The sequence below is a fragment of the Schinkia azotoformans LMG 9581 genome (assembly GCF_000307855.1).
Classification (GTDB): Bacteria; Bacillota; Bacilli; order Bacillales; family Bacillaceae_J; genus Schinkia; species Schinkia azotoformans.
In genome coordinates this window covers 45,160-58,300 of sequence record NZ_AJLR01000005.1, presented here as the reverse complement: position 1 = coordinate 58,300, position 13,141 = coordinate 45,160, and the positions used below count along the sequence as shown (strand labels likewise).

13 protein-coding genes and 2 pseudogenes are annotated in these 13,141 nt (G+C 36.1%); 4 read left to right on the top strand and 11 right to left on the bottom strand.

The features are described 5' to 3' along the window. Positions 1-671: 671 nt before the first annotated feature. Positions 672-1,274, top strand: a complete 603-nt coding sequence (locus BAZO_RS00680; RefSeq protein WP_004430922.1) for a lysozyme — start codon at positions 672-674, stop codon at positions 1,272-1,274. Between the two features lie 187 nt (positions 1,275-1,461). On the opposite strand, the gene BAZO_RS22825 is transcribed toward BAZO_RS00680, so the two are convergent. Continuing rightward, entirely contained in the window at positions 1,462-1,890 is a 429-nt protein-coding gene (locus BAZO_RS22825; RefSeq protein ID WP_004430920.1) for a hypothetical protein, read from the bottom strand. A gap of 391 nt (positions 1,891-2,281) precedes the next feature. Between BAZO_RS22825 and BAZO_RS23340 the strand changes: the two are divergent. Together BAZO_RS23340 and BAZO_RS00670 are read left to right on the top strand one after the other, a co-directional pair. Next, a pseudogene (locus tag BAZO_RS23340) lies at positions 2,282-2,488 on the top strand (IS1634 family transposase); the annotation flags it as partial. Between the two features lie 274 nt (positions 2,489-2,762). Next, positions 2,763-3,491, top strand: a complete 729-nt coding sequence (locus BAZO_RS00670; protein WP_004430918.1) for a hypothetical protein — start codon at positions 2,763-2,765, stop codon at positions 3,489-3,491. A 79-nt stretch (positions 3,492-3,570) separates the two neighbouring features. Here the strand turns inward: BAZO_RS00670 and BAZO_RS00665 are convergent, their stop codons facing one another. The 3 genes from BAZO_RS00665 to BAZO_RS22610 form a co-directional block, all read right to left on the bottom strand. After that, on the bottom strand, positions 3,571-3,879 hold the full coding sequence (locus BAZO_RS00665; RefSeq protein ID WP_268869811.1) for a M23 family metallopeptidase: 309 nt from the start codon (positions 3,877-3,879) through the stop codon (positions 3,571-3,573). 612 nt (positions 3,880-4,491) lie between these two features. Next, positions 4,492-4,824: a hypothetical protein gene (locus BAZO_RS22130; protein ID WP_157382027.1), complete on the bottom strand. Its 333-nt coding sequence runs from the start codon at positions 4,822-4,824 to the stop codon at positions 4,492-4,494. Positions 4,825-5,053: 229 nt separating this feature from the next. Then, a complete protein-coding gene (locus BAZO_RS22610; RefSeq protein ID WP_004430913.1) occupies positions 5,054-5,206 on the bottom strand; it encodes a hypothetical protein in 153 nt (50 codons plus the stop codon). 657 nt (positions 5,207-5,863) lie between these two features. Between BAZO_RS22610 and BAZO_RS00655 the strand changes: the two genes are divergently transcribed. Then, complete coding sequence (locus tag BAZO_RS00655) at positions 5,864-6,301, top strand: hypothetical protein (protein WP_157382026.1); 438 nt, start codon at positions 5,864-5,866, stop codon at positions 6,299-6,301. A gap of 94 nt (positions 6,302-6,395) precedes the next feature. Here the strand turns inward: BAZO_RS00655 and BAZO_RS00650 are convergent, their stop codons facing one another. The 7 genes and pseudogenes from BAZO_RS00650 to BAZO_RS00630 all read right to left on the bottom strand — a co-directional run bounded on the left by BAZO_RS00650 (position 6,396) and on the right by BAZO_RS00630 (position 12,883). Then, entirely contained in the window at positions 6,396-7,007 is a 612-nt protein-coding gene (locus BAZO_RS00650; RefSeq protein WP_157382025.1) for a hypothetical protein, read from the bottom strand. A gap of 67 nt (positions 7,008-7,074) precedes the next feature. Next, the gene (locus BAZO_RS00645; RefSeq protein ID WP_004430907.1) at positions 7,075-7,704 is read right to left on the bottom strand and encodes a helix-turn-helix domain-containing protein; all 630 of its coding nucleotides are present in this window, start codon (positions 7,702-7,704) and stop codon (positions 7,075-7,077) included. Beyond that, positions 7,683-7,986: pseudogene (locus tag BAZO_RS23335) on the bottom strand (transposase). The gene BAZO_RS00645 and the pseudogene BAZO_RS23335 overlap by 22 nt, the downstream one beginning before the upstream one ends. Before the next feature lie 268 nt (positions 7,987-8,254). Beyond that, positions 8,255-8,437: a hypothetical protein gene (locus tag BAZO_RS22120; RefSeq protein WP_157382022.1), complete on the bottom strand. Its 183-nt coding sequence runs from the start codon at positions 8,435-8,437 to the stop codon at positions 8,255-8,257. A gap of 95 nt (positions 8,438-8,532) precedes the next feature. Further along, a complete protein-coding gene (locus BAZO_RS00640; RefSeq protein WP_004430901.1) occupies positions 8,533-9,774 on the bottom strand; it encodes an efflux RND transporter periplasmic adaptor subunit in 1,242 nt (413 codons plus the stop codon). Between the two features lie 44 nt (positions 9,775-9,818). Next, positions 9,819-12,179 carry an ABC transporter permease gene (locus tag BAZO_RS00635; protein WP_004430900.1) on the bottom strand — a complete coding sequence of 787 codons (2,361 nt, stop codon included), beginning with the start codon at positions 12,177-12,179 and terminating at the stop codon, positions 9,819-9,821. Beyond that, a complete protein-coding gene (locus BAZO_RS00630) occupies positions 12,179-12,883 on the bottom strand; it encodes an ABC transporter ATP-binding protein (protein WP_004430898.1) in 705 nt (234 codons plus the stop codon). The genes BAZO_RS00635 and BAZO_RS00630 overlap by 1 nt, the downstream gene beginning before the upstream one ends. Between the last annotated feature and the right edge of the window lie 258 nt (positions 12,884-13,141).

Below are 13,141 nucleotides of genomic sequence, written 5' to 3'. Positions count from 1 at the left end.
ATAATAGTTTAGCAGTTACAAGCCAATCCTTGGTACCGGCAGCTTGGCTTTTAAAACAAGTAAAATGCGACAACTATCTTTTCGAACACTGGCATCTATCATGCCGTTTTTGAACTTATCTCGAACTTACCCACGATTTAGAGTAAGAAACAGGAGCGTGATAGTTTGAATAAGACAAATTAAAAAGTCGTTTCCTTCTATATTTAGGAAACGACTTTTTTACGTTTAAATTTGTTAGCATGAAAATAACGCTATTTTTTACATTACGCAACTTAAGAATAAAAGAAGGTTTATAACTAAGTTTTACATATATCTCGGCTGATCCCCCTATCAGGCTCCAACAGAAGAAAGCGAAGAAAATGTTAAAGATACTCGATCTTGTTTATTAAAATTACCAGTTGCCACTTTGTTAATTCCACTCATACTTAAAAAACCCATGAAAATTGTTACAAAGCCTTCTCTATTTAGATTTGCTATCGCAATTTATAATTTCCGAAAAATACTACTGTATTTTATTAATTTTTAAAAAATTATTTTTAGGGTTTATTTTTTAGTAAGAAAATCCCCTTTATAAATTGTAGGACAAACAATCTGGCCAGTGAGAAATCCTAACAAAATAATGCAATTCAAAAACTTAATAACAAAAAATCAATTAACAAAGGAGTTTTATTATGTCAAATTTTTCTTTAGGCACAGATGGGGCAAACCTTATCAAAAAATATGAGGGATTTAGCTTGAAATTTTATGGAGATCCATATGGGTATCCGACAGTTGGATGGGGACATTTGATAACAAAGACTAAAACATATACTAAAAATACAACAGGTAATCCAAATGATTCTCTTCTATCCCAAGCAGAAGCTGATGCTTTATCAAAATCTTTAAATCTGGGTTATACTTCACCAATTTCTCAGGCTAAAGCAGATACTTTCTTTGCTAATGATACTGTAAAAGCTGTAGGGGATGTAAATAAGTTAGTACTTCCTACAGGTTGTCAACTTTCACAATCTCAATTTGATGCACTTGTTTCATTAACATTCAATGGAGGTTCTAAGGTGCTTGAAACTAATGATGTACAAGTTATGCTTGCCACTCCGCAAATATATCCAAATTTTGTTGGACCAATTACACCAACTGAAATTGATACTTGTTCAAGATTAGTCAGCAAAGCATTTTCATATGACAGGAATTTACAAAGAAGAAGAAATGAAGAAGCAACTTTATTTTGTAAAGGCCGAGTATATACACACAAATACCCAGTATATACATTATAGTTTAATCGAGTAGAAATATAAAGCAATTTTTACGATATCAACAAGAAAGATTAGCCTTTAGGCTAATCTTTCTTAATTTAAAGACAAGATTCACAAGCATTTTCAGAATCACTACACAGGCCATCTTTCCCTTCTTGGAGATTTTCTATTCTATTAGCACAAAGTTTATTACATAACCTGAATTCATTTAATCAGTGACTTTTTTCAACTCAAAATTTGTTGCCTCTAATAACAAGATAAGCCTATCATTATTAACAATAAAAAAGCTTAGAGGTACACCAAGTTCTGCAGAGGGGCCACGTATTGATATCCATTTCACTTTATCATTTAAATTTATATTTAAAACATCAGGATCTAATTTAAATAATCTGTAAAAAGAAGTTGTATTATAGCATATCGATTCAATACTGTATAATGGATCTTTTATTTCATATTGATAATCATTATAGTTTTTAAGCCCTTTTGATGAAAAGAAGTCTTTTTTGATTATAAATTCATCCCCAATAATTTTTTGCCCTGTTGGATATTCAGAAGCATCATTATATGAATTTGCAAATCCTAAAAGTTTCTCAACTTTCCAAGTTCCATAGAAAGACTTTTCAGTTTCACTATCCAAATTTATCCGTTCATGAGAACAATATTCAGCTGTATTTTTTGGAATAATAGGCTCATCCGTTTCAGGTTCAGGCTCACTAGAAGGATTTGTTTGAGAAGTTTCTGCACTTGAAGAAACAGTTGCATTTTCTACGCTATTATTCGAAGGATTTGAAGTCCCGGAGTTGATGTCGTTTCAACACTTTCACAAGCCGATGATAGCATCAACATGAGCGTAATACAAACCAATAATCTTTTTTTCATATTGCACACCCTTTTTTGATTGTGTCATAATCTCCTTTATCTTGTTCATCTTACCCAACCTTTCTATGCATCATCACTATCATATCCTTAAAATGGAAAAATATAAATATAAAAATTATGAAAAGCCTTGAAAAACAGGGCTTTTTGTGGAGTTATTTGATGGTTTTTATGCTATATGTGCGAATTTAGAAGATCATGCTCCAGACATTATAAAGATTAATCACAGACGTTGGAAAATAGAAGAGTGTTTTTTCATCATGAAAAGCGAATTTAAAGCTAGACTCGTATACCTAAGCCGGGACGATAGGATAGAGGCTCATTTCACTACCTGCTTTCTATCAATGATATTATTAAGAGACACAAAAAGATAAAAAAAGCACTCCATTTTTATAACATATAGAAAAGCTTGAAATGCCCTAGTTATAAGGGATTCCAAGCCTTTTCTGTTCTCCAAGTGTCAAAGATGGGATTTTACCCCTTTAATATATTTCATATGAAGTATAGCCTCGTGTAATAAGAACCAAATAATTTCCGGTATTTTACAAACCTTACAGTAATATTCCGATTTTTTCATGTTAAAATTAGACTTGAATGCTCTATTTAAAATTGAATGGGGGTACAGATATATCCATGAAGAAAGAGATTATGCTATATTGTCTAATGATTTTTTTACTGGTTGGAGGGGTTGGTTGTAATCAATCTTCTAAAAGAGAAATTTTAAATGTTAACGGTCAGCGGCAGGAAGGAAATGTAACCTCTGAGGAGAAAAGTTTATCCATTAGCATTATTCCAAAAGATGAAGTACTAATTATATTAAATAATATTAAGAATCCAATTGAATTAAATGAACAGTTATTAAATAGTGATAAACAATCAATAGTTGATGCTTTTATCCAGATTGAAGAATGGACAAATAATGCTTTAACTTTAAGTGGTATAGGTGATGGTAGTTATATCGATTATAAGGCTAGAGAGGAAATTAAAAAGAAATTAATGGCTTATCATGATGTAGAACACATAGATAAACTACTAGCCTATTACTATCCTGAAAATCCTGAATATATACCTGCAGAACACTATGGAAAGGCTAAGGGCCTTTACCTTATGCGAGCGACTGAAGCTTGGGGTACCGGTTCACTGGACTTTGCTAACAAAAAAGGAACAGTTTCAAACATTAGTGTTAAGTATAACGAAGATAATATTTTAGTCACTTTTGAGGGTGAATACAAACAAATAGATGATGTTATTCATTTTAAGAGAACTTTTTCGTTAATTAAACAGAAGCGTGAAGGGAATTTTGTAATTCATAACTCCGCATTAGAAGAGCCCCTAGGTAACTTTCCATCATTACCGTTTTAAAAACATTATACTTTTTCTGTAACTGTACTTTATTAAAAATTTAAGGGAAGTCGTAGTATATCGGACTTCCCTTAAACAACTAAATATAATTCCGAGGATTTACAGGTGTTGAGTTACTGTTTGAATTTGTACATCCTGAACTTGGACATGTTCTCGTTTCAAAATGAAGATGTGTACCAGTTGATGTACCTGTATTACCCATTTCTCCAATTTTTTGTCCTGCTGTTACATAATCGTTAAGATTTACAATAATTTTAGATAAATGAGCATACCTTGTTTGGACATACTGCCCATTAAGGCTGTGATTGATATAAATTACGTTTCCATAACCGCTAAGTTCCCCATCTTTAAATACACCACGAACATTCCCATTCGCCATTGCATAAATTGGGTCTCGGTCTACTTTAGATGTTTTTGCTCAGATATCAATACCTTTGTGAGAACCTGAAAATTCTTGTGTTACTCTAGTTGATTCTGTTGGCCATGTATATGTCATTGTGCATACCTCCTAAATTAATTTAAATTGAGTTTCAGCAATGAGGCCAAAATAGAAAGTTGCCTCAAACTTTCTACTTTTTTGGTGCTGATATTATATAAAGGAAAAATGTCTAACTATTTTACAACCCAAATTACAAAAAATTTAATTTTGTCTATAGAATCCACAGGTTCTTTTTTTCAAATATGGAGGACTAATCCCACAAAGGCTTCAACCCTTCAAAATCCCAATGCAAAAGCCAAATTAAAAATCAGGTGGTACCCAATCCATCTGATTTTCCAATTCTAAGACAAAATAAAATTACTTCTCCCCCTTACCAAAGCCCTCCAGTAGAGGATTTTAAAGGAACACGGGGGTCGGTTTGCGTGTTCCATTTGGAACATGAGAAATTGAAAAAATACAAAAACAAATGGAGAAAAACGACTCGTTTTTCTCCATTTGTTTTATTTCAGGGGCTTATCAGACGACCCCCTCTTTAACTTAATAATACCTTTCATTATCACCCTAAAAATACCCTCTAGCAAAAATATCTTTATCATTCACATCTACTGGGGAAATCCCTTCTGAATATGAACCACTTATTTTGATTCCCTTTATTCCATATTTGAAAAATAGAGCACCTGTGGATTTATCCACAAGTAGTTCATAAGGTCCCTCTAATATCCAATATCCCGCTATTTCATCTTTATATTCTAATTTATCTATTTTTTGTCGAATCTCAGCCAATGCCCGATTTGAGCTATCACTACCATTTACATATTTATCATTCATTAAAAATGTGCTGTACGCCGTTTCCATGGCTTTTCCAGCTAACTTCAAAGCATCTTCTTTTGACACCTCATTCGCTCTATTATCAAGAGAAATTAATGGATTCCCAAAGGGCATAATGGGGACACAGTTCCCGACCCTCTGGCTCAATATGGTCACTATAATCTGATAACCCAGTAACCCCCACTTTATTTCATAGTCTATTTCATGTATAATAAGAATATAATAAAAAAGAGAAGCGTGCCAAACGCTTCTCAACGCAACTGCTACCATTAGGGTGGTGGTTGTCTATAAAGGTTTACTTTTTACGAGAACCACCCTTTTGCTTGCGACGGCGTAGGGTGGTTTTCTCGTGTACTTGTTCTAAAAAGTTTTTCCGAAAGAAATATGCACCAATTTCACGTACAATCCCCTTCAGAACTTCTCTGAAAAATTCAAGAAACGTTTCCATGATTATCACCTCCTTTCCAATAGGAAAGAAGAGTAACAACCATCCACCCTTTAGTATTCAGTTGCCTATTTATTTTAACACAACCTACTAATCAACCATCCTCACATTCTTCGACAAAATCCGGGACGTCACTGTAACGGGGCCTTTTAAAATCCCATATTCTACTATTCTCGACTTTTTTCGAGCGGTGACAGGCACCTAATAATAATAAAGAAATTGAATCCTATATAAATGAATTTGGTAATATTCTACAAATGTACAACGAAATGTTTAATACAAATTATTCACTGCTGAATATTGCCATGCATTAGTACCAGCATTGCCTTCTTTTTGATCCACTCAAATTTGCTATGTCAAAATAGGTATTTGAACCTAACCTTAAGGGGTGGTCCCATTTTGAGGTCTTGACAATGAGCCTCTGTGGTAATAGTTTTAGGCAATAAACGGCAGGTGAAAGCTTGCCCCCGGCAAGGAAGCCTACCATTACCACCTCTCATTGTAAAGACCATTTTCAATTCCTTGTAGTAGGTCCATAGTACTAGATCTCTTCATGACAGAGGTGGCTCAATTTGGTGTCCTATGTGGATCAATTTCATGGCATAGGTGGTTCATTTCAATGGCAATAATCAACTGCCACCTGTAGTTATTTTATTACCTATGAACATGAATATTAGTTATAGTTTCGTTAATTCCTTTGGCGATAAAGACCATATCATACTTCAAATTAACCCTGTAGATTTCACGAAATTTGCAGGTATTAATGACTTAATACCTCTTCAAATAGATATGGCATTTGGTGACAGCCAGTTTAATGACGCGAAAAATTATGCGAAATGGCTTGTATTTAACGGTAAGTTAGGAATTTATCTCGATAGTTCAAGTTCTAATGTATCTGAAACAACAATATTAGGAAACTTTTTGGTAAATATCCCCAAACAATATATGATGGATACTAAAGATGGTCAAATATTATTAAACATTGACGATAAAAAGTTATCGAATAATCTATTTATGAAATGGAAGGAGATTCTTTTAGATAACAATCAAAATGATTGGAAACAAATAAATGAGATATTGACGAATAACTTAGATTAGTTCTAAGCTATTCTTTATTTAGGATATGTTTAACTTGAAGGCTAAATAAAAACAAAGCATGAGAAAAATAAAATGTATTCTCATGCTTTATTTATTAAAATTCTTTAGACCATCGTTCATTTTCATACATAATATTTACACTTGCGTGTTCGACATTTAATTCATATTGGAGATAATCAATGAAAGATTCAAACATATCTTCGTTTATCTCTTCTTTTTTGTTATTTAATTTAATATTAAGCATAGGGGGGTAATTCATTTGTGGCGTAAATGCCATACCTTGTGGTTCTCCGAATGTTTCAGTTATATAACTGTAAATTTTCGGTTTTACTTGTTCTATGAATTTTGTTAATTCTTGAAATGCTATATCATCTTCCATTTGTTTCGTATGTCTATTTTCATAAACCAAGAACTTATTTTGTGTTTCTGTATTTAAAATCACTGCAGCATAGTCAAATTCACCATATTGCTCATCAGCGTCATACTCAAAACCAGAGATTTCATATTCCATAGTTGGATATTTCTCTTGTAAGTATTGTTCGGCTTGTGAAATTACCTTTGCTACTTCTTTTTCATCTGGTATTAACGATGCCCTAAAATAAGAAATTGAAAAGACAGTCCCGAATATTAGTAATATCACTAGTAATATCACTATTCCGCCAACTGAAAAAATGAATATGCTCCAACCCTTTAACCACTTATTCATCATTTCACCCCCCTTATCAGTATATCTGTTTATTTCGCGGATATTCATACTCCCTTCGGCTAGCCCGTTATATAAGGAAAATAAATGCATTTTCAACTGCATCTATATCTTTTTTCAAGCCGTTAAGAAAACTATTTAATTCACTTAATTCAAGACTTTCTGCCTCTTCTATCCATGCTTGTAAAGATTCCTTCTTTCCAGAAAGAAGAATCTCCTTAAAATACCAAACCAAGTCGTGTAATTTACTTAATAACGGATATTTGTTGAAGGCATTCTTGACTTGTTCATGAGTGAGTTGTTTAACTTTCTCCAGCGGTTTATAGAGTAACTTTAAAAGCCACTTTCTTTCTATAATCTCAGTAGAACCGGTAGAATCATAGTCTTTTAGATCTCTTTCTAGCCTTTTTTCCTTCGCTATGAATTGTCTGATGGCAGCTACTGAACCTTTATATCCTTTTTTACAAATCGATGCATGAATATCTTTATAAGGAATTCCATTCGAACGCATTGAAATAACTTCATTTCTAAAGGGAGAAAGTTTTCCGGAGCGCTGTACACCATATTGGCCGTGGATGGGGTTGAAATTGGGGGATAGGTAATTTTTTATTGTTTTCTTTGTATGCCCTGTCTCATCAACTATTTGTCTTATACTATATCCTTTATCATGTAAAGCCCTTACTTTTTCAGCTCTAGCCAAGATTTTTTCGATAGCTTCTCTGTGTTCTTGGCCACGTAACTACATTGCGTGATCGCATCCGTCAAATTTTTTACTAAATGAAACTGATCGCTGATGTGGTGAGCATCTGGATGAGCTTCTCGAATAGCAGAAGCATATGTGAGAGAGCCAAGCGACAACGTCATCTTTATCCCTTGAGTCTATTATATCTATGACTCTACCATCATTTAGATCGACCATGATAGTACCGTAACTTGATCTTTTTTTCAGAGCGAAATCATCGATACAGACAGCATCTATCATCTCCTTATTTATTATTGGTTCGTTTTTTTTTTTTTTGATAATTACAGATCGAACTCTTTTTAACATTGGCTATATGTTGCGTTAGATAAGTTGCAGCTGACACAGAACTTTGTGTCAGCGAAATTTCTATAATCACTTCTAATAATCGTTTAGTTTTTTTAGCTTTATTATCTATAAAGGAAAAGGATTCTGCAAAAGTTGTACGATCACATAGTGGGTTATCACAAAACATTTTTCGATTAGTTAACGTAATCATTACCTTTTTATCTTAAATAAGCAAATCTTGGAAGGTCCGTTTATAGCGAGAGTGGATTCGAGAAGATACCGTTTGACAAGATGGGCATGTACATTCTTTTTGAGTAGATTCAACATAGAAATGAATGAAATTTGCCGTGATGTCAGTACTTGTACAAATTAAATTATCGTCAAGTAGTTTCACTAATTCATCCATCGTACGACCCTCCAGTTATTCTTTCTTAATTTTAGTATAACATGGTAGAATACTAATTCAACTAACGCTGGAAAGAACCAGTTTGACGCTTACATCTATTTAACTTCCTTTCCCTCTTTTATCCCCTCAAGCTGAGGATTTTTGACAACTAGATCACCAGCTTTTAGACCTTTTTCAATCACAACCAACTCGTCAGTCTCCATGCCTTTTTCAACCTTTTGTATCGTCACTTTCCCATCCTTTACTAGCCATAATGCATCGCCATCATCATACGGAAACAACACAACCTTTGGTACGGCTAGTTTATTTTCTTGCTCTAATGTAGTGAACTTGACATCCAACGCATAGCCCGGCCGCAGCTCTGGCGCTTTATTTGCCTCAGGGGCTACCGTTACTTTCACCTTATGCTCGGTTAATCCCAACGCCGAAATTTTTTCCTCAGCTGCCGGTGCGATGGCTGTTACAACACCGGGAAATTCCAAATCGCCGTTTTTTCTTTTTTGAATCAATGTAACCGGCATGCCTTCTTCTATGGTTATGACATCCTCAGTTAAAAGAAATACTTCAACCTGCAGCTCATCATTAGAAGTCAACGTCATTAAAGGGGTTTGCGCTGTTACCATTGCCCCTTCCCGAACAGGCAATTCATTCACGATCCCGCTGATTGGCGCAACAATTCTATTGTTTGAGATTAAATATTTAAGATGATCTATTTGCTCAGTTAGTGATTCTTTTAAACCTTTAAAATACTGATCCGTTCCTGCCAACGGCTTAGATTGTTCTTCTATTAGCTTTAACGCTTGTTCCTGCTGCAACAGGTTATTTTCAAGCTGTTCCACTCTATTTTGGGCGTCATCTAATTCTTTTTTTGAAACGGCCCCGCTGTCGTATAATGTTTTGATTCGATTATAATTTTGCTTTTCAAGTTCGATTTGCCGCTTCGTTTCATCCATCATTAACTGCTGCTGCTTTTCTTGAGCTACATACGGGGTCCTTTTTGCCTGTTTTTCCTGACCGTTGATGCTTTCGAGCTGAGCCTTCAACTGACTGAGCTGCGATTCGAGGTCCTTTGATTCAATCTGAACAAGCAAATCTCCTTTGTTCACCTGTTGTCCTTCTTTGACAGGAATATTGATTATTTTTCCGTTAATGACACTGTACACAGGCCGCTCGACCGCTGCTGTCACAAGCCCTTCTTCCTTAAAGGACTGGGATATCGTTTGTGCTTTAACTTCAAGCAGCTCTGCTTCAAGGGGTTTTGTAGAATTATAGACAAAATAGCCGCCTATACCTAATGCCAAAATTGCTCCGATGATCCACTTTAAATGTGATTCCATTGTGCCTTCTCCTCCCGGAACACGGGGACGGTTCGCGTGTTCCACTATTCTCTTTCCTTCAAAACCGCCACCAAATCAAGCTGCTTTACTTTCCTAGAAATCGAAGCTTGCGAAACTGCTATGGCAAAAATCGTTCCGATAAAAGCGAGCACAATCGCATTGCCGCTCGTTCCCGGCGGTATTGTATACAGATCATTACTCATACTTGTCGACATCATTTGATTCATTAAAAACGCCAACGGAATCCCGGCTATCATTCCGGAAAAACCAATAAACCATTGCTCGACCGAAACAACCTCCATCACTTCCTTCGGGGTCATCCCCATCACACGAAGGGAAGCTAGCTCTCTTTTCCGCTCCGCCAACGAAATAATGCTAGAGTTATAGACAATGGCAAAGCCAGTGATAATTGAAATAATCGCCATCACCCACATCGCATAGGTTGCTGAACCCATCAATTCCTCGTATTTATCGATCATTTCCTGGCGAACCTCAATGGTACTAATATATTTTGACGCTCTGTACTCATCTTTTAATGACGGCATCGCCCGCTTATCGATTGCAATCAGGGCAGATGTCATCATCTCGCCTTGCTTTAACAGCCCCAGTAGCGCATCCTGATTCATATAAATATTGGCCCCTAAATATTGTGGAATAATTTTTTCAATCTTAATATTCAGCTTTTCGTCCTTCGCAAAAATACTTTCCACCTGGAGCACATCGCCAACCTGAACACCAAGCTTATCAGCAACCTGTTCAGAAACCATCATTCCTGACTTCGGAACCTCAAGGCGGTTTCCCTCTTTATCAAATACATTGTAAAGCTCCGAATCAACAGAAATCCCTAATGCAATCACATCTTTTTTATGATTTAAAAATTTCAATGAAACTGGTATTTCGAGAAATGGCTCGACTCGTTTTACCCCGTCAACATCGTTCAGCTCACGGATGACATCTGAGCGCGGCATTGGTTTTACAAAGGTCAACTTCACATCCTGCTTTTGCACCCTTGTAAACTGATCCATGATCATCGTTTCTGACATACTTGATAAAGAAAAAAAGGACGCCATCATACTAAAAGTAAAAATCATTCCGATAAGTGTGAAAATACTCCGGTTTTTGTTTCTCAACAAATTTCGAATGGCCATCCGTCCCTGGACATTGAATGCCCGCCAAAACCCAGGGATTTTTTCTAAAAATGTCTTTTTTACAAAAGTCGGCACAACAGGGTGCATTGCCTCTGCAGGTTGAAGACGGATCACACCTCGTACACCTTGAAAGGAGGCGACCGCACTGAAAAGCACCGCCATTATGATGCCAAGATAAAAATACTTCATGGAGGTATGTGCCCCAATATTGGGGAGGTTAAAAAACATCTGATAGATCTGTAAATAATATTTTGAAACCCAAATGCCCAAAACCCCTCCGAGCACTCCGCCAAAAATACCTATAAATATGCCATACCATAAATAATGAAACAGTATTTCCGATCTGCGATAGCCAAAGGCCTTCAATGTACCAATTTGACCTCGTTGTGACTCAACAAGCCGTTTTAACATGATATATAAAATAATCGCTGCGATTATTAGAAAAATCACTGGGAGGCTACTTGCCATTCTTTCGAGCTGCTTTAGTTCTTCTGTCAGCATCGCATTACTAAGCTGGTCTTTGGCAGCATAAAGGCTCTCCAGCTCATAACGTTCTAAATCTGACTTGACCGCTTGTTCAACATCCTCATAAGTCACGCCCGGTTTAAGCGTGAACGAAATATCATTTACCAAGCCTTTTTGATTAAAAAGCTGCTCCATATCCTCATATGGTACGTAGGCCACTTCGAAGGTCAGCGGATCTGAAGCCACACTCTGAAGCTCCTTCAGAGCATAAATATACTCGGGACTCATCCCCGTACCACTAACAGAAAGCTCCACTTGCTTCCCTTCAATAATTACATTGATTTTATTGCCAATTTGCAACTGGTGTGCCTCATAAAATTTATCAGCAACTAAAATCTGCTGCCGATTAGTTGAAGGAAACGTGCCCTTTTCAAGCTTAATGCCATTCAACTCATTTCCTTCCGGGGCATTCAAAGAAATCAATCTAAGATAGACATTTTCCTCCGTATCCGGCATCAACACCCTAACATCTTTTACAAGACGGCCACTGACTACATCAATTCCATCTATTTCTTCCAGTGCTTGAGCCCTTGTAATCGGAATAGCTTTTACCTTAGCAAAACCATCGGCAAAGCTGTATTCCTGGTAAAATTGATCTTTTGCATTAAACAAACCGTCTTTTGCAATCGACATCGATGTATAGGTCATCAGACCAATGGCGATGACAATTGCACAGGCGATATAGGCGACTTTATTTTCAAGAATATCTCGGAACATTTTGCGCCACAACATTACCAAGACACCTCCTCCGGGTCAAGAGGGTGTTCGTTCACTTGAATTTTTTCAAGCCTTCCATCTTTTATAAAAAAAACACGGTCTGCCATATCGGCAATGCCAGCATTATGAGTAATGATCATCACCGTTTTACCCATCGTTTTATTGAACTCACGCAGCAGCTCCAGCACCTGAATTCCAGTAGAGAAATCTAAAGCCCCTGTTGGCTCATCACATAATAAAATCTCCGGGTTTTTGGCGACGGCGCGAGCAATCGCCACCCTTTGCTGTTCACCCCCCGACAATTGTGCCGGAAAATGACCGGCCCGGTCAGCCAACCCCACTTGAGCCAAAACCTCCATCGGATCGAGGGGGTTCCTCGCAATTTGGGTCGACAACTGAATATTCTCAAACGCCGTTAAGTTCGGCATTAAATTATAAAATTGAAAAACAAAGCCTACTGCATTGCGCCGGTATTCCGTTAAAATTCTCTCGGTCGCCTGGTGTAATGGCTGTTCTTGATAGTAAATTTCTCCCGAGCTTGCCGTATCCATGCCGCCGATTAAATTAATCATTGTACTTTTTCCGGACCCACTTGGACCTAAAACGACAATAAATTCACCTTTATTTATTTCAAAATTAACATCCCTCAATGCTTGGACAGTAACCTCACCCATTTGGTAGACCTTCGATACTTTTTTTGCAGTTAATAGAACGGTCATAATCTCACTCTTCTCCAAAATGAAGTTCGAAAATGTATAGAAATCTCACCTTTACCATACATTAAAAGTTAGGAAAAAGATGTTAATTTTTTTTAACAATTAGTTAAAGTTTCATTGTTTTCCTGCAATTCAATTAATTGGTTATATTAAAATAATTTTATAAAATTTAAAAATATATGATGAAACTATATTTATCAATGCTTACAAAATTTTATTTTGACAATTTTGAGTAATTAAAAGTATTATAAAATAGTATCA